Annotated in this window: 33 protein-coding genes and 2 pseudogenes; 17 read left to right on the top strand and 18 right to left on the bottom strand. The window is 70.7% G+C overall.

Going from position 1 to position 25,067, the window contains the following annotated elements:
• Nucleotides 1–91: 91 nt before the first annotated feature.
• Nucleotides 92–259: pseudogene (locus ABD973_RS34435) on the top strand (hypothetical protein); the annotation flags it as partial.
• A 74-nt stretch (nucleotides 260–333) separates the two neighbouring features.
• Here ABD973_RS34435 and ABD973_RS34430 read toward each other — a convergent pair.
• Both ABD973_RS34430 and ABD973_RS34425 read right to left on the bottom strand, forming a co-directional pair.
• Entirely contained in the window at nucleotides 334–1,224 is an 891-nt protein-coding gene (locus ABD973_RS34430) for a glycosyltransferase family 2 protein (RefSeq protein ID WP_345504309.1), read from the bottom strand.
• 840 nt (nucleotides 1,225–2,064) lie between these two features.
• Nucleotides 2,065–2,667, bottom strand: coding sequence for a DUF6000 family protein (locus ABD973_RS34425; protein WP_345504307.1), 603 nt, complete (start codon nucleotides 2,665–2,667; stop codon nucleotides 2,065–2,067).
• 233 nt (nucleotides 2,668–2,900) lie between these two features.
• On the opposite strand from ABD973_RS34425, the gene ABD973_RS34420 reads away from it, so the two are divergent.
• Together ABD973_RS34420 and ABD973_RS34415 are read left to right on the top strand one after the other, a co-directional pair.
• Nucleotides 2,901–3,611, top strand: coding sequence for an HNH endonuclease family protein (locus ABD973_RS34420; RefSeq protein WP_386382282.1), 711 nt, complete (start codon nucleotides 2,901–2,903; stop codon nucleotides 3,609–3,611).
• A gap of 155 nt (nucleotides 3,612–3,766) precedes the next feature.
• Nucleotides 3,767–4,294 carry a hypothetical protein gene (locus tag ABD973_RS34415; RefSeq protein ID WP_345504303.1) on the top strand — a complete coding sequence of 176 codons (528 nt, stop codon included), beginning with the start codon at nucleotides 3,767–3,769 and terminating at the stop codon, nucleotides 4,292–4,294.
• Between the two features lie 128 nt (nucleotides 4,295–4,422).
• Here the strand turns inward: ABD973_RS34415 and ABD973_RS34410 are convergent, their stop codons facing one another.
• From ABD973_RS34410 to ABD973_RS34400, 3 genes are all read right to left on the bottom strand, one after another.
• Nucleotides 4,423–5,025, bottom strand: a complete 603-nt coding sequence (locus ABD973_RS34410) for a hypothetical protein (protein WP_345504301.1) — start codon at nucleotides 5,023–5,025, stop codon at nucleotides 4,423–4,425.
• Nucleotides 5,026–5,217: 192 nt separating this feature from the next.
• The gene (locus ABD973_RS34405; RefSeq protein ID WP_345504299.1) at nucleotides 5,218–5,400 is read right to left on the bottom strand and encodes a hypothetical protein; all 183 of its coding nucleotides are present in this window, start codon (nucleotides 5,398–5,400) and stop codon (nucleotides 5,218–5,220) included.
• Nucleotides 5,373–6,281 (bottom strand): right-handed parallel beta-helix repeat-containing protein, encoded by a 909-nt coding sequence (locus ABD973_RS34400; protein ID WP_345504297.1) that lies wholly within the window; start codon nucleotides 6,279–6,281, stop codon nucleotides 5,373–5,375. Before ABD973_RS34400 ends, ABD973_RS34405 begins: the two co-directional genes overlap by 28 nt.
• A gap of 408 nt (nucleotides 6,282–6,689) precedes the next feature.
• Here ABD973_RS34400 and ABD973_RS34395 point away from each other — a divergent pair, with 408 nt between their 5' ends.
• The 4 genes from ABD973_RS34395 to ABD973_RS34380 all read left to right on the top strand — a co-directional run bounded on the left by ABD973_RS34395 (nucleotide 6,690) and on the right by ABD973_RS34380 (nucleotide 9,853).
• On the top strand, nucleotides 6,690–6,860 hold the full coding sequence (locus tag ABD973_RS34395) for a hypothetical protein (protein WP_345504295.1): 171 nt from the start codon (nucleotides 6,690–6,692) through the stop codon (nucleotides 6,858–6,860).
• Complete coding sequence (locus ABD973_RS34390; RefSeq protein ID WP_345504293.1) at nucleotides 6,857–7,489, top strand: RNA polymerase sigma factor; 633 nt, start codon at nucleotides 6,857–6,859, stop codon at nucleotides 7,487–7,489. The genes ABD973_RS34395 and ABD973_RS34390 overlap by 4 nt, the downstream gene beginning before the upstream one ends.
• Nucleotides 7,486–9,306: an IclR family transcriptional regulator domain-containing protein gene (locus ABD973_RS34385; protein WP_345504291.1), complete on the top strand. Its 1,821-nt coding sequence runs from the start codon at nucleotides 7,486–7,488 to the stop codon at nucleotides 9,304–9,306. The genes ABD973_RS34390 and ABD973_RS34385 overlap by 4 nt, the downstream gene beginning before the upstream one ends.
• Before the next feature lie 259 nt (nucleotides 9,307–9,565).
• Nucleotides 9,566–9,853 (top strand): hypothetical protein, encoded by a 288-nt coding sequence (locus tag ABD973_RS34380; RefSeq protein ID WP_345504289.1) that lies wholly within the window; start codon nucleotides 9,566–9,568, stop codon nucleotides 9,851–9,853.
• Between the two features lie 80 nt (nucleotides 9,854–9,933).
• Here ABD973_RS34380 and ABD973_RS34375 read toward each other — a convergent pair whose 3' ends face one another.
• The 6 genes from ABD973_RS34375 to ABD973_RS34350 all read right to left on the bottom strand — a co-directional run bounded on the left by ABD973_RS34375 (nucleotide 9,934) and on the right by ABD973_RS34350 (nucleotide 12,414).
• Nucleotides 9,934–10,209 (bottom strand): hypothetical protein, encoded by a 276-nt coding sequence (locus ABD973_RS34375; protein WP_345504287.1) that lies wholly within the window; start codon nucleotides 10,207–10,209, stop codon nucleotides 9,934–9,936.
• A 73-nt stretch (nucleotides 10,210–10,282) separates the two neighbouring features.
• Nucleotides 10,283–10,525 (bottom strand): DUF6087 family protein, encoded by a 243-nt coding sequence (locus tag ABD973_RS34370; protein ID WP_345504285.1) that lies wholly within the window; start codon nucleotides 10,523–10,525, stop codon nucleotides 10,283–10,285.
• Nucleotides 10,526–10,537: 12 nt separating this feature from the next.
• On the bottom strand, nucleotides 10,538–11,734 hold the full coding sequence (locus tag ABD973_RS34365; RefSeq protein WP_345504283.1) for a methyltransferase domain-containing protein: 1,197 nt from the start codon (nucleotides 11,732–11,734) through the stop codon (nucleotides 10,538–10,540).
• A 2-nt stretch (nucleotides 11,735–11,736) separates the two neighbouring features.
• The gene (locus ABD973_RS34360; protein ID WP_345504281.1) at nucleotides 11,737–11,889 is read right to left on the bottom strand and encodes a hypothetical protein; all 153 of its coding nucleotides are present in this window, start codon (nucleotides 11,887–11,889) and stop codon (nucleotides 11,737–11,739) included.
• Between the two features lie 43 nt (nucleotides 11,890–11,932).
• The gene (locus tag ABD973_RS34355) at nucleotides 11,933–12,154 is read right to left on the bottom strand and encodes a hypothetical protein (RefSeq protein ID WP_345504279.1); all 222 of its coding nucleotides are present in this window, start codon (nucleotides 12,152–12,154) and stop codon (nucleotides 11,933–11,935) included.
• Entirely contained in the window at nucleotides 12,151–12,414 is a 264-nt protein-coding gene (locus tag ABD973_RS34350) for a hypothetical protein (RefSeq protein WP_345504278.1), read from the bottom strand. The genes ABD973_RS34355 and ABD973_RS34350 overlap by 4 nt, the downstream gene beginning before the upstream one ends.
• A gap of 232 nt (nucleotides 12,415–12,646) precedes the next feature.
• Between ABD973_RS34350 and ABD973_RS34345 the strand changes: the two genes are divergently transcribed.
• Nucleotides 12,647–13,936 (top strand): NsdA family TPR-like regulatory protein, encoded by a 1,290-nt coding sequence (locus tag ABD973_RS34345; RefSeq protein WP_345504276.1) that lies wholly within the window; start codon nucleotides 12,647–12,649, stop codon nucleotides 13,934–13,936.
• A gap of 8 nt (nucleotides 13,937–13,944) precedes the next feature.
• The gene (locus ABD973_RS34340) at nucleotides 13,945–14,496 is read left to right on the top strand and encodes a GNAT family N-acetyltransferase (RefSeq protein ID WP_345504274.1); all 552 of its coding nucleotides are present in this window, start codon (nucleotides 13,945–13,947) and stop codon (nucleotides 14,494–14,496) included.
• A gap of 114 nt (nucleotides 14,497–14,610) precedes the next feature.
• Here ABD973_RS34340 and ABD973_RS34335 read toward each other — a convergent pair whose 3' ends face one another.
• From ABD973_RS34335 to ABD973_RS34325, 3 genes are all read right to left on the bottom strand, one after another.
• On the bottom strand, nucleotides 14,611–14,865 hold the full coding sequence (locus tag ABD973_RS34335) for a hypothetical protein (protein ID WP_345504272.1): 255 nt from the start codon (nucleotides 14,863–14,865) through the stop codon (nucleotides 14,611–14,613).
• Between the two features lie 272 nt (nucleotides 14,866–15,137).
• The gene (locus tag ABD973_RS34330) at nucleotides 15,138–15,506 is read right to left on the bottom strand and encodes a hypothetical protein (RefSeq protein ID WP_345504270.1); all 369 of its coding nucleotides are present in this window, start codon (nucleotides 15,504–15,506) and stop codon (nucleotides 15,138–15,140) included.
• A 65-nt stretch (nucleotides 15,507–15,571) separates the two neighbouring features.
• Nucleotides 15,572–16,882 (bottom strand): class-III pyridoxal-phosphate-dependent aminotransferase, encoded by a 1,311-nt coding sequence (locus ABD973_RS34325; protein ID WP_345504268.1) that lies wholly within the window; start codon nucleotides 16,880–16,882, stop codon nucleotides 15,572–15,574.
• A 258-nt stretch (nucleotides 16,883–17,140) separates the two neighbouring features.
• Here ABD973_RS34325 and ABD973_RS34320 point away from each other — a divergent pair, with 258 nt between their 5' ends.
• Nucleotides 17,141–18,499 carry an NsdA family TPR-like regulatory protein gene (locus tag ABD973_RS34320; RefSeq protein ID WP_345504266.1) on the top strand — a complete coding sequence of 453 codons (1,359 nt, stop codon included), beginning with the start codon at nucleotides 17,141–17,143 and terminating at the stop codon, nucleotides 18,497–18,499.
• A 145-nt stretch (nucleotides 18,500–18,644) separates the two neighbouring features.
• Here the strand turns inward: ABD973_RS34320 and ABD973_RS34315 are convergent.
• Nucleotides 18,645–19,387, bottom strand: a pseudogene (locus tag ABD973_RS34315) (NF041680 family putative transposase); the annotation flags it as partial.
• 369 nt (nucleotides 19,388–19,756) lie between these two features.
• Here ABD973_RS34315 and ABD973_RS34310 point away from each other — a divergent pair.
• From ABD973_RS34310 to ABD973_RS34295, 4 genes are all read left to right on the top strand, one after another.
• On the top strand, nucleotides 19,757–20,035 hold the full coding sequence (locus tag ABD973_RS34310; protein WP_345504264.1) for a hypothetical protein: 279 nt from the start codon (nucleotides 19,757–19,759) through the stop codon (nucleotides 20,033–20,035).
• 17 nt (nucleotides 20,036–20,052) lie between these two features.
• Nucleotides 20,053–20,295: a hypothetical protein gene (locus ABD973_RS34305; protein ID WP_345504262.1), complete on the top strand. Its 243-nt coding sequence runs from the start codon at nucleotides 20,053–20,055 to the stop codon at nucleotides 20,293–20,295.
• Nucleotides 20,296–20,419: 124 nt separating this feature from the next.
• Complete coding sequence (locus ABD973_RS34300) at nucleotides 20,420–21,061, top strand: hypothetical protein (RefSeq protein WP_345504260.1); 642 nt, start codon at nucleotides 20,420–20,422, stop codon at nucleotides 21,059–21,061.
• Nucleotides 21,058–21,594, top strand: coding sequence for a hypothetical protein (locus ABD973_RS34295; protein WP_345504258.1), 537 nt, complete (start codon nucleotides 21,058–21,060; stop codon nucleotides 21,592–21,594). Before ABD973_RS34300 ends, ABD973_RS34295 begins: the two co-directional genes overlap by 4 nt.
• 183 nt (nucleotides 21,595–21,777) lie before the next feature.
• Here the strand turns inward: ABD973_RS34295 and ABD973_RS34290 are convergent, their stop codons facing one another.
• The gene (locus tag ABD973_RS34290) at nucleotides 21,778–22,206 is read right to left on the bottom strand and encodes a hypothetical protein (RefSeq protein ID WP_345504256.1); all 429 of its coding nucleotides are present in this window, start codon (nucleotides 22,204–22,206) and stop codon (nucleotides 21,778–21,780) included.
• A 73-nt stretch (nucleotides 22,207–22,279) separates the two neighbouring features.
• Nucleotides 22,280–23,608, bottom strand: coding sequence for a hypothetical protein (locus ABD973_RS34285; RefSeq protein WP_345504254.1), 1,329 nt, complete (start codon nucleotides 23,606–23,608; stop codon nucleotides 22,280–22,282).
• 98 nt (nucleotides 23,609–23,706) lie between these two features.
• Between ABD973_RS34285 and ABD973_RS34280 the strand changes: the two genes are divergently transcribed.
• From ABD973_RS34280 to ABD973_RS34270, 3 genes are read left to right on the top strand one after another with little or no spacing between them, the layout of a single operon-like run.
• A complete protein-coding gene (locus tag ABD973_RS34280; RefSeq protein ID WP_345504252.1) occupies nucleotides 23,707–24,420 on the top strand; it encodes a hypothetical protein in 714 nt (237 codons plus the stop codon).
• A 26-nt stretch (nucleotides 24,421–24,446) separates the two neighbouring features.
• Nucleotides 24,447–24,599 (top strand): hypothetical protein, encoded by a 153-nt coding sequence (locus ABD973_RS34275; protein WP_345504250.1) that lies wholly within the window; start codon nucleotides 24,447–24,449, stop codon nucleotides 24,597–24,599.
• 54 nt (nucleotides 24,600–24,653) lie between these two features.
• Nucleotides 24,654–24,803 carry a hypothetical protein gene (locus ABD973_RS34270; RefSeq protein ID WP_345504248.1) on the top strand — a complete coding sequence of 50 codons (150 nt, stop codon included), beginning with the start codon at nucleotides 24,654–24,656 and terminating at the stop codon, nucleotides 24,801–24,803.
• Nucleotides 24,804–24,905: 102 nt separating this feature from the next.
• On the opposite strand, the gene ABD973_RS34265 is transcribed toward ABD973_RS34270, so the two are convergent.
• Entirely contained in the window at nucleotides 24,906–25,028 is a 123-nt protein-coding gene (locus ABD973_RS34265; RefSeq protein ID WP_345504246.1) for a hypothetical protein, read from the bottom strand.
• Between the last annotated feature and the right edge of the window lie 39 nt (nucleotides 25,029–25,067).

The raw sequence follows: 25,067 nt of genomic DNA, 5'->3' as shown, positions 1-25,067 counted from the left end.
GCCCAGGGGTACGCCGGCACGGCCTGACGCGGTGCGTCGGCAGTGCCCGGCGTAGCGCTGCCCTGCCTTCCAGGGCCCGGCCGAGCCCCAGTTGCGTCTTATCGTCGGCGGCAACCGCGCCGGAACCGCCTACGCCGCTGCCCTGACCGACCACGCCGCCCGCCAACCACAGGTCCCAGCCGCGATCACGATCGCCACGGACACGGCGCTGCCCTACCCGCAGGTCGCCTTCTCCGCGGCCCAGCTCATCGCCGCCGGCCGCGCCGACCGCGCACTGCTGATCTGCCACACCAGCCTGGGCATGGCCATCGCCGCCAACACAGGCGAAAGCGATCAGATGATCGGCGGGCGGCCGGCGCGCGTCAGCCGCCACACCGTCCGCCACGACATCGGGCGGCGCTCCCCCTGGCCTCCGCGCAGCCCCTCCGCGAACCCCCTGAACCAGACTCCGAGGTTTCCCGACGACCGGAACCGCCACACGCTGATCACGACCCAGGCCGCAAGGTAGACCGGTACCAGAGGTGCCGGAAGACGGCGGCGAGCGACCCACACCCGGTTACGGGCGACCATCCGGTAGAACGGCCCGTGCCGGGCCGGGTTCGTCGCCGGGTGGTGCACCTCGATGTCGCCGGCGTACCAGCCGGTCCGTCCTAGGTCCCACAAGCGCCACGACAGGTCGATACCCTCATGGAAGAGGAAGAAGTGTCCGGGCCATCCCCCCGCGGCCTCGAAATCTGCGCGGCGGATCAGCACCACGCCCTCGGCCATGACGGTCACCACACCCGACCGCCGGGCATCACCTGCACGCAGCCGGGGCACCCATCGGCGGAGCGTCTCGCCCGTGGAGGGATCGGCGATGCGGGGCTGCACGTATGCAGCCGTCGGATGCCGGTCAAACTCGGCGATCAGCTGCGCAAGGGTGCGCGGGTCAGGGAGGACTGCGTCGTTGTCGAAGAACAGGACGAACTCGGCGCCGGCGGAAGCCGCCTTGGCACCGACGTTCCGGCCCTCCGGGATACCCGTATTCGTGGCGAGGGTGACGGCTCGCGCCCCGGCAGGGACGTAGTCAGGCGCCACTCCATTGCCGACGATCACCAGCTGGAGGTCAACGTCCTCCTGGGCCAGGACAGAGGCCATCGCCGCACGGAACTCGTGATCCCGGTCGTTCATCGTGAGCACGACCACGTCAACCGAGCGCTTGGACGCAGCGTCTTCCCTGCTCACGTGTCTTCTGCCTGTCTCTCATGCGCTGATCCGCGGCGCGCCTCAGCCCGCAGGGCCGATGAAGCATGGAGGGACGCTCGCGCCGGTCTTGCGCCGTCTTCGCGGTCCAGCGCAGCGTAGCGCCCGCAGCAGCCCGGGAAGAACTCACAGCCCCTCAGGCCGCCACAGCCTGCCGTAGGGGGCGCATATCCAGGCGGGACCCGCCGGGGTTCTGTCGGCGAGGTCCGTGACGGCCGTGAAGGCCCTCGCGGCCGCCGAGGTGCTCCCCGCCTCCATCCGCCCGGGCACCCACGAGGCCGGACACGTCGACTACCTCACCCACGCCCGGATCAGCACCGACGCCATAGAAATCTGCCGAGACCTCGGCGGTCTGGAGTCCGCGCTGCGCTGGAGCAGGCAGGCCGAGGTGATGCCCGTGGGAGTCTACAGGCGGGCCGTCGGTGTCCGGGGGGCCGACCTCGCTTCCGCGCACATCCAGGCCAGCGAACTCGACCACGGCCTCGATCTCAGCGTCCAAGACGTCGAGATCGTCGCACGTCCGCTCGACCCGCGCCCACGCCTACGTCCGCAAGGTCGTCGACAGTCTCCAGCCCTGGCAGAACCACTAGCCCGCCCGGGAGTTCGTACGACGGGCCACGACCGACCTCGCCCTCGCATGGGCCGGACAGCCCGCAAAGCGGACGAACAGCAGTACGGGTCGCTCAGGCCAAGCAGGCTTCAGCACGAGCAAGGTCGAGAACATGGCCGCGTTCGGCCTGCCTCCAAGAGGTACCGTGCCAGCCGCGCCCGCACCGCCTGGCTGCGGCCACGAGAAGAGCGAGCGAACAGGGCCGGTGAAGGTCAGGTAGCGGCGCATTCGTCGATGACGGCGCAGGCGAGGCGAATGCCGCCCAGGCGGTTGGAGATGCTGTCATCGCCCTGCATGTGGCGCGCCTCCCGGAACCACTGCGGCCACAGCCCGCCCTCCTGGAGGAAGTGGCCGGCCCGGTCGCCGTGCAGGACGGAGTCGGTGTACGCGAGGGCGCCCACGGCGGTGGGCTGGTCGTAGGCGAGGTCGGGCCGACGCAGGTAGCGGTCCAGGTAGGCGGCGAGGAGGTCGGCGTCGCGTGTGGTGCCGAAACTCGCGAGCGCTACGCAGTAGGCCGCACCCGCGAAGCAGACCTCGCTCTCCAGCAGCAGCTCTCCCAGACGCTCGCGGAAGTGGTCACGGCGTGAGACGGCGATGAGCCATGCCGCGGTCCGCCGCTCGCGCCAGCTGCCTTCGAATAGGATGGTGAGCTCGGCGTCGGACACAGCCTTCGCATCAGCGGCCAGTGCAAGGGCGAAGGGCTCGTACTCCTCGCGCGGCAGCCGAAGTACCGCTCCGCCGAGCTTCAGGTAGCGGCGCCCGGGGAGGCAGTAACGGCGGTACAGGGCTTGCATCTCGGGGTCGTGGCGGATCACCACCCCATCCTCTCGCGATGAGCACGCAGCTGGAGGCCGCGGTGCGGAATATGGCTGCGGGTGGCCCCGAGAATGGCGGGAGCTGGTCGGGTGAGCTGTCGTGGAGCTTGCCTGCGGGCGGCGCAGGCGCGTTTCTGCGATGAATCCCGCAGTCCACACGGGTGAGTTGAGCGCCCCGGGCCTGTCGCGGCCCCGGTCGGGCACGCTACACCGCCTGTGTGATCAAGAACCTGATGCTGCGCGGCCTGCCCGCGCTAGCCCTCTGCGCCCTCCCCCTCCTCGCCGCCGCTCCCACCGCGCACTCCTCCCCCACCAGCCCGAGCACCACCCCGGCGGCTGCGGCCGTGCCGGCGGCAGCTCGCGCTCCGCTGCCGCTCTTCGAAGCGATCGACCAGCTGACCGTCGCCCCCGAGCACCGCGAGGGCTACAGGCGGGACCTGTATAAGCACTGGAACAAGGGCCTGAACTCCGGGGACGGGTGCGACACCCGCAAGGAGGTCATCCTCGGCGAGGCCGTGCAGGCGCCGCAGGTCGCGGCCGGCTGCAAGCTGACCGGCGGCTCCTGGCGCTCCGCGTACGACGACGTCGTGGTGACGGACGCCGCTCGGCTTGATGTCGACCACTTTGTTCCGCTGGCGGAGGTGTTCGACTCGGAGAAGACGGCGTGGTCGGCGGCGCGACGCGAGGCGTACGCGAACGACCAGGACAGCCCGGACACCCTGATCGCGGTCTCCGCCGCCTCCAACCGCAGCAAGGCCGACAAAGACCCGGCCGAGTGGCTGCCCTCCGACGGCTCCTACCACTGCACGTACGCCGCGACCTGGGTCGGGACGAAGCTGAGGTGGGACCTGGCCGTCGACGAGAACGAGCGACAGGCCCTCCTCGGGCTCGCCGAGGACTGCCCCACGACCACCGTCGTCTACGAGCCCGCCCTGGTCGCCTGACCTCCCGGGGCGCACGGGCCTGAAAGATCTGTTCGTGCAGCCGGTGACGGGAGCCGGTGCCGTCACCGGGCCTCCACCGGCATCACCCGCCCTGGCACGCTTCCTTCCCCGTGCCACCTCGTTGTCCTGGGCATTCGACCAAGGGAGGCAGACCCGTGCTCAGGACAACCCTCGCCGGACGGCTCTCGGTGGTGCTGGCCGCCGTCGCCGTGACCGGGGCCGGGCTGGAGCCGGCCTACGCGGTGGAGCGGTGCGCGGTGTCGTCGAAGACCGTCGACAACCCCGCCTACAGCGGGCCCTGGCCGGACAACTGGGACTTCACGGTCAAGGCCTGCGTGACCAAGTCGGGGCCGTCGGTGCGGCACTGGACGACGATCTCGTGGGACCTGCCGGCGTCCGTCACTTCTGCAGGCTCCATCTTCCACGCCAGCGGCACGAACGTCGAGGTCACCGCGATGATCGAGGGAGGCGGGCTGGCCGTGACCAAGCGCACCGATCTCGCCGAGCGGCTGAACCGGGCGAAGGACGGGTCGTTCACCCCCGCCTCGCACACCACGCGATGGCCCAGCCGCTACCGCCTCTACACCGACGTGATCTTGTTCCTCGACTGGAAGAACGACGGGAAGGGACCCCAGATGCTCCACTTCTCCCCCTCCCCCTCCATCCCCGGCTCGGCGCGCTGAAACCGCCCGCCCGGCGGCGGCCTGCAGTCCACGTGCCCATACCGGGGACGGGGAGTCTGTCCGCGCGCCGCCTACGCGACCGTCACGGCCAGCCCGTGGGGCTGCCGGACAGCAGGCGGTGACGTCGGCTACGGGTTCCCTCGGAGGAGACGGTCGAGTTCGCGGCGGGCGGCGTTCTCGGTCAGCCCGAGCGCGGCGGCGGCCTGCGCCGGGGTGGAGTCCTGCTGGGCACAGCGGGCCGCCCAGTACCCGACTCCGCCGATCACGGTCTCGGTCCGGCGTACCGCGCGGAGCGCGGCGAGGGGCGAGGTCTCGGCGAGCTTGGCGATCTCGGCTTCCAGCTGGGCCAGGAGGCTGGTGACCGGTTCGGGCAGCGGGATGGTGACGGCTTCGACGGCGGTGGTGTGGTCGTCCCAGTCCTGGCAGCACGCGTCCGCCTGTTCGTCGGCGGCGCCCTCCAGGTCCTGGTCGCCGATCGCCTCCCAGTCCAGGGCGTGCTCCGGGCCCGTCCAGCCGCACGAGCACACCCCGCGCAGCGCGGCCGCGCGGGGGATGTGGGGGAAGCGGCCGTCGTAAACGGACCAGTGGGAGCTCTCGTGCACGTCCGGGCCCGACCCGGTGTCGAAGAGCGCCGGCGGCGGGACGCTGCCGTCGGGCAGGAGGACTCCGACCGAGCCCGCGTGGGAGCGACCGAACTCCTCCGTCGTCCAGGTCTCCCGGTCATCCGCCATGGCGCCCTCCTCGGTTCCTGGCCCGCTGCCGCAGCGGGGCCGTTCCTCGACCATGGCGTATCGCACCGGCGTCGACAGGAGAACCGGGCAAGTTCCCTCTGGCGTCCGTCCTGTTCGCGTGGCGGCGGCCGCGTCGGTTGGCGCGGACCGTGAGGGCGAGGTCGGTGGGTCCGGGGCGAGGGCGGCTGGGGGTCAGCCGGTGCAGCCCGGGACCGGGCTCGGGGAGCAGTTCGTGGGGTAGTTGTCGGTGACGGGGGTGTTGGTGAGGGTGACGGTGCCGCCGGCGTTGAAGATGCCGCCGGTGGCCGTGTTGGAGAAGTTGTTGGTGACCGAGCTGTTGCGGACGGTCAGGGTCGCGCCGGGAGAGTTGCCCACGCCGCCGCCGGCCGGGCCGCTGCTGAGGGTCCGGTTGGCGAGGATGGTGGTCCGTTCAGGGTGAGGGTGGAGTCGCGGTTGTACAGTCCGCCGCCGTCGTTCTCGGCCGCGCTGTTGCCGCGGATGAGCGTGTCGGTGATCGTTCCCGTCAGCTGGTAGGCGTTGATGCCGGCGCCGCCGAACCGGGCGGCGTTCTCGGTGACCCGGCTGTTGGTGAGGGTGAGGCTGCCGCGGGTGTCCATGCCGCCGCCGTCGTCCTTCGCGGTGTTGCCGGTGATGGTGCTGTTGGAGATGTTCGTGGTCCCGTAGGTGTAGATGCCTCCGCCGTTGTGGGTGGAGATGTTGTAGCTCACGGTGCTGTTGCGCAGCGTCAGCGCTCCGAAGCTGACGATGCCGCCGCCGGGGCCCGTCACCCCGGCAAAGTTGCGGGTGACCTCGACGGGGTTCAGGGTGAGGGTGGTCCCGAGACCGGCGGCGATACCGCCGCCGCCCTCGCCGCCGCTGGCGGACCGGCCGTCGCAGACCGTGAGGTTGTTGAGGGTGAGCCGGCCGCCGGTACCGGAGACCTTGATGATGCGGAAGTCCGTCGCCGACTGCCTCCGCACGGTGCTGCCGTTGCCGATGATGTTGACGTCGGTGGTGACCTGGGGCAGGCCGTTGCCGGGATTGTCGGCGGCGGTGAGGGTGTAGGTGCAGCCGGGGGTGAGGAAGAGGGTGTCCGGGCCGGGGAGGGTGTTGGCCTGGTTGATGGCGTTGCGCAGGGCTGTCGCGCTGCAGGGGACGAAGAGCTGGATGTGAGCCTGGGCGGGGGCGGGCAGGGCGACCAGCGTCGCCAGGGCCCCCGCGGCGCCCGCGAGGGCGGCGAGCTTGACCTTGACCATGATGCGCAAAATACGTTTATCGCTTCATGTGGGGCGGAGGAGACACGGCCCCGCCCCTCTCTCACGGGGCAGTCCGTGCCGTCCGGTCGGCCCCGCCACTCCCCTCGGGCCGGCTGCAGGGCGCACAGCCGCCTCATCGGGCACTGGCAGACCCTCGGCAGGACAGGGCTGCTTCAACAGGGCGCGCTGCGGTGTGCGACGCGCCCGTCGGGACCGCTTCGCGGATGATCAGATTCCGTCGGTTTGAGCTACGTCGGTGCTCGATGGTGGAGCGTTATCAGGCGTCGGATTTTCTTTCATTTTGTGTGTACCCATCAGGCCCGTCTGGAGCGCTGTCCCTTGTAGAGGCGCCCGCCTTTAGTGCCGTGAAGGGGACGTGGACGGTGCTTGATCTTCCTAGGAGGACACGTGCAGCTCGACGCTGCGCTGCTGAAGGCCACAGCCGCGCCGCTGGGGCCAGCTCCCGGCCCGGATCCGCAGGACGGCGGCCGTCGGCCGTCGCCCTGGCAGGGCATAGCCGTCCCGCCGGAGACCGGTCCTTACCTGTCGGCGTTCTCCTGCTGCGGGGCCGGGCGGTGAGCGAGGTGGACACCGCCGAGCACGGCGACGCAAGAGGCGCAGCCCGCGCCCCGTACGGGCGCCTGATCCCGACGCTGCGACTGCCCCATGCCCCGGAGCACTGGACCGCGGAGGAGGAAGCCGCGTTCCGTGCCTTCCACAAGATGTTCGGGTCCAAGTTCGCGAAGTACGCCCAGCGGCAGCTAGGCAACCGGTTCGACGCCGAGGACGCGGTCCACATCACCTTCGAGGTGGTGGTGCGGATCTGGCCTGAGGTGGCGGCGATGGAATACCCGGCGTCCTACGCCTGGAAGGTTCTCAAGAACCGGATCGCCGATGTCCTGCGCGACCGGGCGCGCATCAGCCCGGTCGAGGACGACCGGCTGGCCGAGGAACTCGACCGGGAGGTCCTCGGTATGGATCCGGCCGAGCGGGCCGCGGTCCGGCTCAGCGTGGAGGAAGCGCTGCGGCGGCTGCCGGAGCGGCAGCGCGAAGCGGTGGTCCTCCACCGGATGGTGGGGATGAGCACCCCGGAGACCGCCGAGGTGATGGGGGTCGAGGAGGACACCGTGCGGATGCACCTCAAACGGGCCAAGTCCCGCCTGACGCGACTCCTTCGTGACGATGCTGAAAGGAGGCGGCAGGGATGAACCAGGCACAGGAGTCCTGGTCGCATGACGAGTTTCTCCCCGGCGGCCTACCCCGAGCCAAGGCCGCCGTCCCCTACGACACTCCCGGCGCCCACTTCCGTCTGATGACCACGGCCGGCTGCCCCGCCCCGGTCCCCGAGCCCCTCGGAGTCGCCGTCGGCGAGGAGGCTGCGAAAGAATTGGACGCCCTGTGCGAGAAGGTCGTCTTCGATGTGCAGGCCTGCCGGCGGATCGCCCTGCTGGCCGGCGGGCACCCCTTCGCCGCCGAGGGCGCCTTCGCCTTCGGCTGCCTGCTTCACCTGGTCGGCGACGGCGAAGGCGCGACGTTCTGGTGGCAGTTCGCTGCCGGCGCCGAGGAGGCCGAAGCCGCCTACTGCCTGATGCTCGACCACCTGCGCCGCGCCGAGCTGGAGGACGCGGCCCTGTGGCAGGAACGCCTCGCACACACCGGGTACGTTGCCGACGACGGCTGGCGCGACCGCGCGGCCGCCGCCCGCGAGCAGCGAGAGCGTCTGAACACGGTGGCCGCCTACGCCTACGAGCACGACCACGAAGACCTGGGCCCGGTCCACACGCCCACGGCCCGCCTCGCCAAAGCCCTCCTCGCCCTCGTGCTCGCCGCCCCGCGTCCGGGGAACCAGGGCGAGCAGCTGCTGCCTCCGCCTTCTCTCCCGGTCCCGATGCCGACAAGCGCGCCCGTCCCCGGCGCGCCCGCCTCGGCGGGGCCGCGGACGGAGGGCAGCCGCCGGGAGAGCCACGAGGAGGATCCCGGCTCCGTCGAACCGAGCGCCGACCACTCCGCGCCCACTGCCTCCTCTGGGCCAGGGACCGGGACCGGGTTGTCCGAGAAAGGTCTCGTCGGCGGGAAGCTGTGGATCCCGCCCGGCAGCAGCCCCGACCCCGGGCACACGCCAGCGCAGTGGGAGGACTCGCTGCGGATCCTGGACGTCCTGCACCTGGTGCGCGAAGCCGCCCCCGTCTCCGTCCCCCAGATCGCCCTGACCGCCGGCATCACCATGTCCATGGCCGCGTCCCTCATGTCCTGGCTGGCCGACAACAGCCTCACCCGGCCGCTCGCAGACGGCCTTCACGGGCCCGGTCCGCTGCTCGCCGAGCTCGACAGCGGCCGCAATGTGCTCCAGGCCGTCCTGGAGCAGCTCCGCGACGAGACCGGCGCGGCCGTCTACGTCAGCACCTACACCGACGGTGAGATCGTCGTCCCCCACCGCGCGTTCGGCCCCGACGCCCCCGAGGTCACCATCACCGCCGACTTCAAGGAGTCCGTCAACACGCACTCCGTCGGCAAAAGCCTCCTCTCCCAGCTCACCCCCGAACAGCGAAAGGACCTCCTGTACCGGCGGCCGCCAATGACCCTGACCGAGCGCAGCATCGTCGACACCGACGTCCTCTTCGACACCATCGACCGCTACGGCCCCCAAGGCGCCCACTTCGACGTCCTGGAGTACTCCACGGCGAACGTGTGCGCGGGGATCTCCCTGCCCCTGGCCGGGCAGGCCTGGTGCATCGCCCTGGCCCTGCCCGCCGCCGAGCACGGCCGGCTCCTCGCCGCAGCCGACAAACTCAGCAACCGCTCGACCGGTCTGCTGCTCGCGCTGCTCCTCGCCCTGCATCCCGAGTCCGCCACCAGGAAGGCCGAGGCCACCCGTACCGAAACAGCCGACACCACTGGCACCGCGGCTCCCGCCCAGGAGGACGCGGGGTCCCGCCTCTGGAAGCCCCCAGGGCTGAGCCTCCCGCCATCCCTGTCCACCCACCACATCCCGCCCCGGCACCTCCTCCTCGTCACCCCGCACTAGCCAGGGCCAACGCGCGCACAGGGGGTGCCGGAGCCGCACCGCGGCACCCGCACCCCCAGCACCGCCACCAGACCGGCCCGTCCCCGGTGCCCTGCCGCTGCCGGGCCACCCGGCCCTGACCGGACTCCCCCACACACATCACGCCCTCAGCGGTGCAGGTCCCCCCTGCCCGCACACAACAGCCAGCCCGCGCACCGCGCGGCACCACCAAGGCGCCGCCCCGCAGCCGGGACCGTACTACGAACAGGAACACCGACCCGTGAGCACGAACACCCCCACCCCCGAGGCCGCAGCCGACACCCCCGCCGCCCCGGCGGGGACCCAGCCCGCGAACACGGCCGGCCCGGCCGGGAGGTCCGCGAAGACCGTCAAGATCGTGGCGGTCCTCATCGCCGTCCTCTTCGCGGCCGCCTGCGCGCTCGGCGCCTTCATCCTCACCCGGCAGCTCGGCGCCAGCCCGCTCGCCGCCGTCGGCGCGGCCGGCGGCACCTTCATCGGCGTCGTCGGCACCGCCCTCTACGTCCAGGAGAAGCTCGGCCTCCTGTAACCGTCAGGGCTCCAGCCCGTACGAAGCGTGTGCGCACGCCCTCCCCGGTCCGGGGAGGGCGGGCGCACACGCTTCGTACGCTACGGCTGGAGGTTCTCCGTCTGGTGGCGTGCCCTGCGCAGGAGTGCCATCTCCAGCTGGGCGGCCAGGAGCTGGACCTGCCCGGGGTCGAGCTGGAGTGAGGTGCGTACGGCGGTTCCGTCTCGGAAACAGACGCGGACCGGGAGGAGGGCGCTGCCGGTCTCGCGGTCGTAGTGGAGGTCGTTTCCGCCGTGCAGGACGTGCAGGACCAGGCCGTCCATCAGCGTCGGCTTCGTCGGGTACTCCGTGGGCTGCAGGGGGTCTTGTTCAAGCATGGTCTCTCCAGGGGTGAGTCCCGCCTCCGGGCTGCGGATACGTGAACTTCCCGACTGGGGAGACCAACGGATCTCACCCGGTGAGGAAGGCGGCAGCCTCTGCTGCGTTCTCCGCGACGCCGACGGGGGCCCAATGGCCGTCGGCGTCGAGTTCGAGGAGCAGTCGGGAGGTGTTGGGGGCGAGGTGGGCGGCGCGGCCGGGGGCGTTGGGGTCGAGGGGCTCGGCGCGGCGGCGGCCGGTGATCTGCCGGTCGGAGGCTCGGCGGCGCTCGCGGCGGGCGGCCCACTGCTCCAGCGGTTCCTGCTGCTCCTCCACGGCCGGTCCTCCTCATCGGCATGTGGCCCCGGGAAGCGGGTTGCCGGGGTCGTCCAGCCAGGGTGCCGCACCGGAGGGGGTGATGGTGAGGCCGAAGCGGTTAAGGGCCGGCCGGCCGGCTCCCTCCCACCACAGGCATGCGGCCTCAACCGCGTCCCAAAGGTGCCGTGGGCCGTGCTGGTAGACGGTGCCCGGCCGGTGCTGGTCGGTCCAGCGGACGGCGGCCCATGACCGGTCGGTGAGGGAGTAGAACCAGGCGGCCCGAGTGCCGTCGGCCTCGACGAAGAGGGTGTGGGTGACCCCGGGCACGGCGAGGCCGATGGTGAACTCGGTGTCCGGGTCGGCGAGCTGCCCGGGCTGTACGGCGGTGCCGGTGGGGGCGGGCCAGGAGGTGACGTAGTCGGTGTGGACTGGCCAGCGCGTGCGCTGGGAGCGGGCCTTCATGAACTCCACCCCGGTCGTGAACCGGCCGCTCGCTGTCTTGTCGTCGGCGACGGTCAGGCGCAGGATGGCGTCGCGGTTGGAGTAGGGGGTGCCGTAGGGGGCGACGATGACGCCGCCGGGGCGGACTTGGTCGAGCCAGGCGCGGCTGATGGAGCGGACGCCGAAGGTGCACAGGATCCGGTCGTACGGGCTGCTGCCGGGGTGGCCGGCGAGGGCGTCGCCGGTGACAGTCCGAGGGGCCGCTCCGAGCGCGGTCAGGCGGTCTGACGCGGTCTTCGCGACCGTGGGGTCCACGTCGACGGTCGTCACGTTCTCGGCGCCGCAGCGGTGGGAGAGCAGTCCCGCAGTCTCGCCGGTGCCGGTCCCCGCGTCCAGGACCCGCATGCCCGCTTCCGCGTCCAGGGCGGCCAGGAGGCAGTAGACGAGGGAGGGCTGGGAGCTGGAGGAGGTCGCCATCGTGCCGGGCGCCGTGCCCTGGTGGGTGCCGTCGTCCCACTGGGTGACGATCGACAGGTCACGATCGGCGTACCCGTACCAGGCGACCGGGTCCGTGTTCCGGTCTACGGCCTGCGCTGAAGCGGTGCCCGGCGCGCCGGAGGATGCGGGGTCCGCGGCGAGGAAGGGCCACATGAGCCGGGGCAGGAAGTGCGCGCGGTCGACGGCGGCGAACGCGGGCGCCCAGTCGGAGGTGAGGGCGCCGGATTCCATGAGGCAGCGCCCCAGCTCGCTACGGCCGGGGCGCTCCTGGTGTGCGGTAGTCGTCATGGTCAGGTGTGCTTCCCGCCTCCGGGAGGGGTGGAGGTGTCCGGGCTGGGCTGCGGGGGCGGGGGCGGAACGGAGATAGGCGCGGAGCCGCCGCTGTGGCTTCCTCCCCCGCTGCCGCCGCTGCTGCTTCCGTCGTTGTCGCCGGTGTCGGCCATGGCCGTTCTCCTCTCGTCGGTGCTGCGGTACCGGCACGCGGGTTCACCGGGCCGGGGCTTGGGGTTCAGGGTGGGTGGAGCGCTCGGTGCGGGTGCGGATGACGATCAGGGTGGAGGGATCCGTGGTCTCCCACACGTGGGTGGTCCCCCCGTGTGCCGGCCGCACGACCCAGACGGTGCCGCCCGCGCGGACGTCGGTGACGACGGCGTTGTAGCCGTGCGCGTCCAGGACCTGGTCCCCGACCCAGGCCCGGGGCCGGCTCACCGCACGCCCGCGGGCATGTCCGGCGCGAGGACGCGCAGCGGTTCCAGTTCGCGGGGGTCGGTGGTCCACTCCCGCCCGGAGCGGTCCAGGGGGCGCATGTGGGCGGTCCTGCTGATCGCTCGGCCGGTGGTCTTCGAGGTGTTCACCAGCACGGTGGCCAAGGTCCCGGTACGGCCCGTGCCCGGGTGGACGACTTCCCGTCCCAGCAGGTGGTGCTCGTCGTCCTCGCGGACCCAGACGTCGTTGTCGGTGATCCTCACGTCCGTGCCTCCTGCCGGTCGGCGTCTGAGGGTAGGAGTGCGCCCCGCACGCCACGAGGGAGCGCACTCCCCAGGGGGTGTGCTGCGGGTAGTCAACCGGTAGCGGGGGCGGCAGTCTGGACCTGCGGCGGACTTTTCGGCGGACTTTCTGTTCTCCGGTCGGGCTGAAAAGTCCGGGCGCCCAGCCCTACCGTGCAAAGGGACAACGTCGCGAAGGGCAAGGAGGCTGGTGATGGCCGAACCGGCCGAGGAGCAGACCGCCTTCGCCGACCTGGTCGACGGGTTCGGGTGGCGCAGCCCCCAGGCGTTCATCCGCGTGTACGCGGCCGTCGCGCGGCGGATCGGTGAGCGGGAGGATGTCACCGACCGGCAGGTGCGGCGCTGGCGCGCGCCGTCGCCTCCGTGTCCGCAGCCCGGTCGGCAGCGGGTGTTAGAAGCGATGCTCGGTGTGCCGCTGGAGCAGGCCGGGTTCGACGTTCCCGGTCACCGGCGGAACCCGTCCGCCGTGCCCGTCCCCGTGCTGGAGCCGATCCCCGAACTGCTGGAAAGGGCTGATCCCGTGGACCGTGACCGGCGTGCTCTCCTCGCCGCGGCCGGCGGCGCCGCCCTCGGCCTGGCCGGTGTCGGAGCAAGTCCTGCTGCCGCAGCGTTCGACGGGCCGCGGGTCGGCACCGACACCGTCACCGACCTCCGGCAGGGGCTGGCCGGTCTGTACGGGCTCGATGACCGGTTCGGCGGGGCCACCGTCGGCCCGCTCGCCGCAGCCCACCTCTCCCGCATCCAGCGGCTGATCGACACCGGCTCCTACCCGGAGACGATCGGCCGCCAGCTGCGGCTCATCTCCGGCGAGACAGCCGAGCACGTCGGCTGGCTCAGCTTCGACGCCGGCGACCACCAGCGGGCCCGCCATTACTGGACGCTGGCCCGGGACACGGCCACCGAGCTGCGGGATGACTCCCTCGCGGTGCTGGTCCTCGCCTCCCTGTCGCTGCTGGAGCTGCGCGAGCACCAGCCGAAGGACGCGCTCGACCACGCCCGCCGGGCCGCCGCCTTGGCCGCGCCGTGGGCTCCGCCCTCGCTGCTGTCGATCCTCGCGACCCGGCAGGCGCGGGCCCTGGCCATGCTGGGCGACTCCGCATCAGCCCGCACCACCCTCGCCAACGCCGCCCGCCTCTACGAAAAGGACCAGGGCAGCCGGCCCGCACCGGCGTGGACCCTGTTCCACGGGCCCGCCGAACTCGCCTCCGCCCAAGCCGAACTCTTCACCGCGGTCGGCCACCACAAAGGCGCTGTCACCTGGCTGCGCAACTCCCTGGAACGCCAGGAAGCCAACTACGCCCGCAACGAAGCCCTCCAAAGGGCCGGCCTCGCCGGGGCCCTCGCCCGCTACGGAGACGCCGAGGAAGCCGAACACCACATCCAGCGGGGCGAGGCACTGCTCTGCGAAGTCAGCTCCGGCCGGGCCCTCGAATCCCTGGCCACCGCCCGCCGCGAACTCGACCAACTGCGCCCCAGCCGATGAGGACACCCGTGAAGTACACCACCATCACCGACACCGCCGCGGCCGCCCGCCAGCTGGATGCCCTCGCCCCCGTGTACGAGACGGTATTCGCCGAGCCCCCGTACCTGGAAGGACCGCGGGACGTCGCCGACTTCCTCCAGCGCTACCAGCACGAACACAAGACACCCGGGTTCCGCCTCGTCACCGCCCACACCGACGGCTCCGAGGGCAGCGGCCTGGCCGGGTTCGCCTACGGACTGCCCCTGGCGACCTCCACCGGATGGTGGACCGGCCTCCTCGACACCAACTTGCCCGAGGCCTTCACCCGCGAGGACGGGCACCGCACTTTCGTCGTCATGGAGCTGGCCGTACTCCCCCACCACCGCGGCCACGGCATCGGCCAGACCCTCCACACCGCCCTCCTGGAGGGCCTGACCGCCGAACGCGTCACCCTCACCGTCCGCCCCGAAGCACCCGCGGCCGCCTGGTACGAACACCTCGGCTACACCCCGGTAGGCCACACCCAGCCCTGGGACGGCGCCCCCATATACCGGTCCCTCATCAAGATGCTGCGCACGTAGCTACGCCCGCGGGGACAGGAACCACCGCGGGCGCTGCTGCCACCAGGCGGCCGGGTGCCTCACCGGCGCGAGCGAGAGGCCCCATCGTGAGGTACGGCAGGGGTCGGGACCGTATTAGAAGGCAAGCTCCAGCAGACCTCCGAGGGTGAGGACGAGCCCTGCGAGGGCCGTCACGGCTCCTAGGTAACGGTAGACCTGCTTCGACATGACCCGCTTGGGGGTGCTGAGGTCTCCGCGGGCGTGCATGGCCAGCTCGGCGTTCGCCGCCGCGTAGCGTGCCGCCGCAGCTGCGGCACCACAGATGTTGAACGCGAGTGCGATGCCGGCAACGAAACTGACGGTGCCGAGGGTCAGAAGGAAGAATGCCAAGGTCATACTGCACCCCTGGGGTGATGTGGTGATCGGAGTGAATCTGGGACGGGTTTGCACGGCTCAGTAGCAGGCCCTGCTCCTGGAGCTGTCCGCAGCCGGGCCGGAGGAGGAGGAGGAGGCTTCGCCTTGCTCGGGCGAGGTGGAGCTGTCAGCCCACGCCGTGGTGATGAAGTCAGGGTCGAATTGGCCCGGTAGGCGTGTGCGACCTTGGCCATGCGTCTGGCTTCACCGTGGAGAAGTACCCGCTGCGGCAGTGGGGTCGTCTGTGTTCAGTTGAGCTTCTTCAGCTGGGCCGCAACGACCTCTGCCGGCTTCTCCGCCGTTGCGGAGGTGCTGTGCGCGGTGAAGGTAACGAGGGTGGTGCCCTTGCGTACGAGGGCCACCTCGATCGGCGTCTTCTTGCCGTTCAGGTCCTGTTCCACCCTGAAGGAGGCGCTTTCGTCACCGGCGTTCAGGGGCGCGCCAGGCACGATGGCGGTGAGCGTCACCTTCTCGGCCCCATTGAGGGCGTTGATGGCGCCGGTGCAGGCCTGGCCAGCGGCCTTGATGTCGGTGAGCAGGGTCGCTGCCTTGGTGCCGTACCAGGAGTGCAGGGACACCTTGGTCGTGGTCGTGCCCCTGGTCGCCTGGGTGTGCACCTGACCTCCGGTGCCGGTGATGCGATGGGTTGTGTCCCAGGTCAGGCGGTGGATGAGAAGGTGCGCTAGCTGAGGGCGGTCACCGCGTCGCGCAGTGCCGCGATGAGGAAGTCGATGTCGTCGTCGGTTGATGTCAGCGGGGGTGCCACGACCAGGCCCTCGCTTCGCGGGTGGCCGGTGCCGGTGAACGGGTAGAAGAACGCCCCGTCGCGGTTGTGCGGCCCCGGCATCTGGGCCTGCTTCATCAGCGGCCACAGCCTGCCCGGGTGGACTTCCACCCCGTAGAGGTGGCCCAGCCCGCGCACCTCCTTCACCGGACCCGCGCCGGGCAGTTCCCGCAGGGCCGCGCCCAGACGCTCCCCGCGCGCCGTGAACGCCTTGAGGTCCAGGGACTCCAGCTCGTCCAGGACGCCGAGGCAGGCCGCCGCCTGGAGGGGGTTGGCGGCCATGGTGCCCATCGCCGGGAGGGGGTCGGCGTCGGCGTGGCGGAGCAGCGGTGCGAGTTCGGGGGCGACCAGCACCGCGGCAACGCTGGTGTAGCCGGCGCCCAGCCCCTTGGACAGGATCACCAGGTCCGGCTCGGTGCCTTCCCAGTGATGGCTGGCCAGGGGTGTGCCCGTCCGCCACAGACCGGTGAGGACTTCATCGTGGATGACCAGGACGTCCCGTTCCCGGCAGATCTCCGACACCCGCTTGAGGTATCCGGGAGGCGGCACGTACGCGCCGCCCGTCGTCCCGTTGACGGGCTCGATCAGCACTGCGGCCACGTTCTCCGTGCCCCGGGCGTCGATGGCCTTGGCGACTTCCGCCGCGCACGAGGCGTCGCAGGTTCCCCCGCTGTGGTCGTGCGTCGGCGTGTACGGGGCGGGGAAGGCCGGGCCGAGGCCGAACGCGTCCGCCTCGCGGGGCCGGCGGGCGTGGTTGCCGGCCAGGGCGAGGGTGAGCGCGCTGTTGCCGTGGTAGCTCAGGGTCGACGTCAGGATGTCGCCGCGGCGCTTGCGATCGCGGACACGGGTGATGTTGCGGGCCAGGCCGATGGCGACCTCAACGCCGAGCGTCCCGCAGGTGACCAGCGCGACGGAGTCCTGCGGGCGTCTCACGGCCCGGCACAGCCGCTCGGCCACTTCCAGCTGAGCGCGGGGCCGTACGACGGCCGGGCCGCCGAAGGAGAACCGGGCGGACTGAGCCTTGACGCGGTTGCGGACCTTGGCGCTGCCGTGGCCCACGTTCACACAGACCAGACCGCTCGACCCGTCGAAGATCCGGCGGCCGTCCGCGAGGTAAAGCCAGGGACCGCTCGCGCTGACGACGTCGAGGTCCGACATCGGCCGCGAAGACGTCAGCAACCGCTCACGGCGGGGCACGTCCACATCCATGGGAAGTCTCCCTTCACAATGTGCGCACCGGCAGGCAGCAAGGTTTGCTGGCCGCCGGCTCCGCACAGGGGCGGCCCGCTCTGACCGGGCGGGCACCATCAACAGTCGAGCCAGGCGGGCACCGGGAGAAGCAGCCAGCCGTTGCTCCCTGTTGCCGCATGGTTGCCCCCCGTTGCCTTTGGCGTCGTACCGTCTTCACAGCGGCCCGGCCTCACCAGGAGACTTGAGGCCCTGATTTCTGGGGGAGGTACAGCGCCCGTGAGTACCGCCACCGCTGTCGAGACGCACCCGCTCACCACGCTGATGGCCCGGCACGGCCTGACCGCGGCCGGCTACCTCAAGCGGGTGGCGGACCGTCACCAGGCTCTCGGGTATGGCGCGATGGCCCACCGCAAGGAGAAGGCCACCCGCTGGACACGGGAGGGCGTCACCCCCGAGCGGACCGCGCTCCTGGCGATCGCCAGCCTGCACGGCATCGACCACGCGGACGTGCACCGCTACGGCTGGCCGGGCTTCCTGCTCCTGGCCCTCGACGACGACCAGGCCGTACTGGAGTCACCGTGGACCGTAGCGGGTACGGTCACAGCACTGACGGATGTGGGAGGTCCTGTGGACCGGCGCGGGTTTCTGATCGCTTCCACCAGCACGCTGGCCGCTGCCGTCGCGCAATGGACCACCGCCGAACCAGCCCTGGCCGTCACCGACCGCGGGCGCCGGGTCGGCGCCGAGGCCACCGCCTTGTTCGACGTACGCCTCGACGCGCTGCGCCACCTGGACGACACCGTCGGCGCCGGCCACGTCTACGACGCCGCAGTGCTGGAGCTACGGCTGATCACCGACCTCCTGAAGAACGCCTCCTACACCGAAGACACCGGGCGCCGTTTGTTCGCGGCCGCGGCAGAGGCATCCCGGCTGGCCGGCTGGTGCGCCTACGACCACGGCCGCCACGCCGCTGCCGAACGGCACTTCGTCACCTCCCTGCGCGCCTCCGCCTCCGCGACGGACCACACCCTGGGAGCCGTGACGCTCGCCTTCTGGGCCAACCTCCGCTACAACGCGAACGACCCCCACGGGGCCCTCCACCTCCTGGACGGAGCCCTCGCCGACCGGCGCAAGATCTCCTCCCCCCGCGTCACGGCCATGCTCCACGCCCGCGCCGCGCGCGCCCATTCCAAAGCCGACGCCCCCTCCGCCGCCTGGCGCCAGATCGATGCCGCCTTCGACGCCTACAGCCGCGCCGACAGCCCGAAAGCAGACCTGCCGTCGATGTACTGGGTCAACCACGGCGAACTCCACCAGGTCGCCGCCAGCTCCGCCCTCAGCCTCAGCGAACCCCGCCGCGCCCTGGAACACTTCAACGCAGCCCTCCACCACGACGACCCCTACGACAGCGACCGCGAAGTACGCGGCGCCGTCATCTACCAAGTTCGCCAGGCCGAAGCCCACCTCGCCCTCGGCGACATCAACGCCGCCCTCGACACCGGCCACCAGGTCATCACCGCCATGGGCGGCATCGACTCCGCCCGCACCACCGGCACCCTCCAAGAACTCCGCGCACAACTCGCCGACCACCAGCACATCCCCACCGTCCGCGACTTCCTCGACTACGCAGCCTGAACCCTGACGGACCCTGATCAGCCGTCCTGTCGAAGTCGCCGAGACCCCAAGAAGATCCCGCGCCCGCACCGAACTCGCGCCCTCTTCTGAACGCCGATGGGGCACCGCTGAGCGGTGCCCCATCGGAGATGGTTCAGCTTGACGTTTAACCAGTTCGCCGGGGCTTGGAGCCGACCTGGTGATGTGGCGAGCGTAGGACTCGCCGGTCGCGAGGACACGCCCGACGTCGTAGCGGGTGGTGGACCACCGGTTCTTCGAGCCGGGTGGGCGGCCGGGGCCGGGTCGGGTGGGTTTCGGTGCACGGGCCGGTGTGCCTGTCTTCGCGTGCAGGTTCCTGAACCCCCGGCGGACCCGGGCCGGGGTGAGCCTGCTCGGTTCGGCCGGTCGTTCCCACGGCCGGCGAGGGTCGGTGGCGAGGGGGCGGGCGAGGCGGAGTCGCGCGTGGGCGGACAGGACAAGCCAGGTCCAGCGGTCCGCCGCGGCCGAGTCTCGAAGCTTGGGCCAGGTCCAGCCTAGGGTCTGTTTGAGCAGGCGGAAGGTGTGCTCGATGTCGAACCTTCGCAGGAACGCCTGCCAACATCGGTCGACATCCCCGGGGGCAGCACCGGTCCCCGACCACCAGAGCCAGACCGACTTGTTGACCCCGCCGCTGGGCAGCTTCGCCACGGCCAACTTGATCACCGTGCCCTCGATGATCGGCAACGGTCCCTCGTGATCCCCCCACGCTGCATTGCGGGTGAGCCGGGGGTGGAGCCGGTCCCACGCCTGCGCGGTCGCGGTTCCGTACCGCTCGGTCACGGTCGAGGTGACCGCCGTCTCCTCGCCCCAGGTGGCTGGGTCGCCGAACCCGAACTCGTCGCCGTGCTTCGGGGGACGCCCGCCTTGCGGCGGGCAGGTCCCGGCGCCCGATGCCCCGGATGCGAAACCCAGTACGGACGCGCCGAGGTACTGCAGCTGCCCATGGCCCAGCAGACCAGCCAACCGGGACCCCAGATCGGCCGCAGCCCGCCGGACATCCTCCGACCGGGCCTCCTCCTGCACCCCGAGCAGCACCATCAACGCCCGAGCCTCGTCCTCAGACAGCAGCCGGAAACGAGGCTACGGCGCGCCATCCAGCAACGCGTCCAGCAGATCCAGCACACCCTCATCCATACCGGGACAACGCCGTAAGCCGACCGAGGGTCACCCGGCCGCAAGGCCACCTACCGACTTCGGTAGGTGCGCTACCTTGGACGCACCAACTGCAAGGAGGCGGTCGTGAGCGAGACTCCGTGGAACATCGAACGGATCCGCGACGCGCTCGGCAGCCCAGTCCTCGCCCAGCGCTTCATCGGCGAGATCAATCGCGCGCCGGCACACGAACTCCTCGGCGTCTTTGCCCGCTGGGAACGCATCGCCAAGGACACACTCCTCACCGTCGAACGCGCTCGCGAGCTAGCGCAGTTCGACGACCGCAGCGAAGAACTCCCCGGCGAATGGGTCGATGCAACCGCACGCCTGCTCGACGAAACAGGCGCTGCACGCGGCGCGGCCTAACCTGACAGTATTCAGGCGTGTACGCACTGAAGCTGGACCCGGCCGCCGAAGCCGTCTGGGACGCCCTCCCACCACAGGCCAGCGACAACCTCGGCAGAGCACTCGCCCTCGCCTGCCAGCACCCCCTCGACGCGACACACCCCTACGGCGTCGACGACAAAGTCGTCCGCCAAATCATCACCCCCGAAGTGCGGGCCATCCTCCTCATCGGACCGAACACCAAGACCGTCGCCGTACTCCAGCTCGACTATCTGGGCTGACGAAGTCCTGTCCTCCTGGTGAAAACACACGGACCGGCAACGCCGATTGACGAACCTGTGTGTCCGCCGAGCCTAAGCCGCTAGCATCGGCCGCACCTGACTCTGCACGAAGAGAGGGGAACCAGTGGGTCTGGAGGTACTCCTCAGCATCACCGCCAACATTGGCGTGCTCGCCTCCGGCTATGTGGCGTACCGGCGATCGACCGCGGGGCTTCGTGAGGAAGCCCGCCTAGAACAGCGGCTGGCGGCGGTCAGGGCACTGATCGAGACGAACCAGCTGCATCGCGGGAACAGCGACTTTGTGCTCACCTGGAAGCTTGCCGTCCAGAGCCGACTCGCGCTTGCAGGGAGCCAAGAACGCGTCCTCGCCGGTGCCGGCGCACCAGAAACGTCGGCCGACCAAGGCCTCCTCGAAGCGCTCGAGAACCGGCAGATCGAAGTCAGCCGCCAACTCTCTGAACTCCCGGACACCTCGCACATCGCGGCCCTGGCAGCCCTCGAGCCACTCCTGAGCAGTTACGAGGAGCCGCAGATCCCCACCCCTCGCGCGGACCTGACCGACGGCGACCTCGAACCGCTCGATGACGATGACTTCGAACTACTCGAAGAACCCCTGCTAGACCTCGCCCAAAACCCCGACGCGGCCCCGGCAATCAACACCATCTACACCACGCTCAACGAAGTCTTCGAGAAGCTCGGCCCGCCGCCTGAGCACCTCACTACACCCAAACCCACAGGCAGGGGCGACGGGGGAGAGCCGAAGTGACCCAAGAAATTGGCCAGGCTGGAGCCCCAGCCCAGCTGCCCACCGGCCTCGAGCACGCCATGCAGTGGGCGCAGCTACCGGCCGAGCACCTGCAGATTGCGCTGAAGGCCCTGGAACCCGAGCTCAAGCGCCAGCACGAGTTCCGCATGCAACAAGACGCCCACCGCCAAGAACTCGAACTCGAACGCATGCGCCTCGAAAGCGCACAACAACAGCTCACCCAGCAGCTCGAACACGACGAACACCAAGCCAAGCGCAGCCACACTCTCTACCTCGTGGGCCTCTTCGCCGGCTTCCTCATCTCCGGCGGAACCCTCGGCGGCGCCATCTACGTCGGCATCCACGACCAGCCCTGGCTCGCCTCCCTCCTGGCCGGCCCCACCCTCCTCGCCCTCGCCACCCTGTTCGTCCTCCGCAAGAACGACAAGACCCTCAACACAGCCGCCGACCAGAGCAACCGGCGCGCCCTCAACGCCGCACAGCAACAGCAGCAGCCCCCGCCGCCTCCGGCCGGCGGCGGCCCCGTGCGGTAACCAGCCCGTATGACGAAGGCCCCGCCACCAGATGACGGGGCTCTCCGAGCGCGCGCCTACGTGGCCGCCGGAATGTCCGCGCCGAGCGCCGAAAATCCGTCTGGCAACAGCAAGCAGCGGCTTCCGAAGCACCGCAAAGATCCGGTGGCCGGGCGGCGTCCTCTTGCGGTCTGTGTCGGGTGGTCAGCGGGTGCGGGTCACGGTCAGGACGCGGGGGCTGATGCCGATCGCGCCGGTCACCTTGGCGGTGACAGGCACCTTGCCGACCGAGAGGCCGACTCCTGTGCCGCCGTTCTTGCCACCGGAGTAGAGGGTGGACCCTCCGTTGCCGACGGCCACCTGGTAGCGGTGTTCGGGGTGGGGGTCGTACCCGTTGGCCCAGGCGCCGTCCGCGGTGATGTGGACGGCGACCCATTCCCCTTCATACCAGCGGCTGCCGGGACCGTTGTGCGTCATCCGGCAGTCCAGATCACCCTGGTACCACTGGGCGTCGGGGCAGCGGATGTTCTGCTGCGCCGCTGCCGCGGGGGTGGTGGAGAAGGCGAGCGCCCCAACGGTGAGGATTCCCGCTGCCGCCGCCGTGGCGACGCGTTGGTGGGGAGTACGTGACATGCCGTGGGGTCCTTCCGGGACTCGTGCTTGCAGGGGTCGGTCTGTTCGCGGGGCTCCTGTGCGGGATGTGGCGTTAGCCCGTGGTGTAGACGTTGAACCATCCGCCGGACTGCACGCGTTCATCGCGGTAGAACGCGTCGAGGCGTGCGCCGCCCGCCCTGTTGTGGCTGGTGGGGATGTTGCAGCGGGCCCAGCCCTCGGCTCCGATGTAGCTGTTGGCGAATACCGTGTTGGGCCAGCTGCCGGTCAGGGGGCAGTTGCCCTCGCCGAAGGTTCTCGGAGCGAACGGGGTCCCGCTGGTCTTGGCGCCCTGTTCGGTCGAGCGGAAGGGGTACTCGTCGCACTGGTGATCGTCGGGACGCGGGTAGCTTGCCCCTGACGGGCAGGCCCGGTCACCGTTGGCGCCGGACAGGCTCGGGTCGCGCAGGCGCTGCAGGTGGCTGGGGAGTCCGGTGTAGATGGCCCAGCCGACGTTGATGGCGTTGCGGCCGAGGTAGGGGTCGCTGTAGCTGAGTCCGAGCCAGGGGTCGTAGCCCTCGAAGACGCATCCGGGAAGGGTGTTGTTGCCCGGCAGGGTGTGATCGCACAGCAGCGGCAGGGAGTCGACACGCTCCTGGCGGTCGAAGACCTCCCCCGGCACGGTGAAGTCCAGGGTGAAGCGGCCGACCGCATCTCCCCGGTCACCGCGGTTGACCAGGGTCGACTTCAGGCCCATCTCCTTGGTGACGATGACGTCGCGTACCAGGGTGTCGCGTGTGGTGGTCGCGAAGGTCGTGCAGTTGCTCTGGCAGGTGGGAACGGTGCGCAGGGTCATGCCGTCCAGGCCGGTGCCCTCGTACTTCCACGGCGTGATCGAGAACTGGTAGACGGAGTCGATGCCGCCGCGGTTATAGACGTAGCGGACGTCGTGGTAGGTGAGGGTGCCCCGCCAGGTGCCGCGGGTGTCGACGACCGTGACCTTGCCGGTGGTGACCAGACAGCCGTCGCGGCGGGTGATCCACCAGTTGCCGTCCAGGTGGTCGGCGCACCAGGACGGCAGGGGCTGGGGAGTCAGGCCCTGCCTGGGGCTGGTGGTCGCCACCTTGGCGACGGTCGCTTTGAGCGAGGCGATGCTGTCCTTGTTCGGTGCCAGGCCGCTCTGGTGGCAGGCGATTGCTTTGTAGCCGTGCCGCTTCGCCTGGCGCAGGGCCTCGTCGCGGTCAGCGCAGGTGTCGACGACCGCCGGTCCCGGCCTGCTCGACGGCCCGAGCACCGGGGCCGCGGTGGGAGGCGGAACTGCCGGGCGTGCCGCAACGGCTGCCGGCTGCGGTGGGGCATCCGTTTCCTTGGCCTGCGCGGTCAAGGGCATCAGGCCCAGGACGACAGCCGCGACCAGGGCGGCACGTAGCCCGTTTCTACGCACGGATCTCTCCTTGAAAGAGGGATGGTGCAAGATGATGGGCCACAAAATCTAACGCGGCGTCGGATCGGCCACCGAGCGCCGATCGAGACAGACGGCCTTTGTCCGGAACCCTTTCGTGCGCCTTCTCCGCTTTGGAGGCCTGGCGCCTCGCCCTGGGCTGGTCCCGTTCCGTGGCCATCACCCAGGTCAAGGCCCAGTACGTCGCCGACGGGCTGTTACCGCGGAGCCTGTCGGACCCGATGCTGTGCCGGTGGGAGCACGACCCCGGCGAGCGTCCCGACCGCGAGTACACGGTCATGCTCTGCCGTGCCTACGGAGCCACCCCCGCCCAGCTCGGCCTGGGTTTCGAACAAGTCTTTCCGGAGAGCGAGTTGTCCGCCGTGATCCGGTACGGTCAGCCCGAGACCGACACGTGCAGCGCTGGCGCACGGGAAATGGTGGTGCACATGACCACAGCCGCCGGTCTTCCGGCCGTCCGTGAATCCCTCCAGCTCGCCCTCCTCGCCGACCCTTACGGCAGCATCGAGGTCGCCGAGCTCGCGGACGCGGCAGTCGAGCACTACGCTCTCACCTACCCCAAGCACCCCGCCTACCTGCTGTTCGAGGAAGTACGGGCCGCACGCGGCATGCTCACCGACTGCCTCATCACCGGCCACGTCCCCGAGCAGGTCGCCGGCGGACTCCACCGCAACGTCGGCTGGCTCTCCGCCCTCATGGGCAACCTCGCCTTCCACCTCGATGACCACACCGGCGCCCGCGCCCACCTCGCCACCGCCACCACGTACGGCACCCGCACCGACGACGCCGGCTGACCGCCTGGGCCCTGGGCGCCCAGAGCATGGTCGCCCGCGCCGAAAACCGCTACGAGAGCGCCCTCTCCTACGCCGAGCGGGCCGTTGCCCAGGCCCCCGCCGGGCTGCCGAAAGCCCAGGCGCACGCCTGGGCGCACGCCTGGGCGCAGCTGACCTCCCTCGCGGGCCTCGGCCGGTAGCAGGAGGCCGACACGGCGCTCGCCGCGGCCGCGCGTGAACTCGAAGCCGACGCCGTGGGGTTCTCGCCGGGCCGGTTCGGGTTCGACGCCGCCGAGTACACCCTGCACCAGGCGGAGTCAGCCATCGCCCTCGGCCACCACAACCGCGCGCGCACTGCTGCCGAAACGTCCATCGGGTCCACCGCCGTGGCCACCCCTGGCTGAACCGCGGCCACCCTGGTACTCGCCCAAGCGGAGGCGCCCACCCACCCCACGGACGCCGCACAGCGGGCCCTGGACGTCCTAGCCCGGGTCCCCGCCGCCCGGCTACGCTCGACATCCCGCGCCCGCCTCGCCCGCCTCGACCAGGTCCTGACCGGGGTTTCCGCTACCGGAGTCGGCGACCTGCACGAACGCGTCCGCGTACTCGTCCCCCTGATCGACAACCACGGCAACGCCAGCACGTGACATCCGGCCTCGCCGCACACG

This window comes from Streptomyces racemochromogenes (genome assembly GCF_039535215.1).
Lineage (GTDB): Bacteria > Actinomycetota > Actinomycetes > Streptomycetales > Streptomycetaceae > Streptomyces > Streptomyces racemochromogenes.
This window is presented reverse-complemented; position numbering and strand designations above follow the sequence as displayed.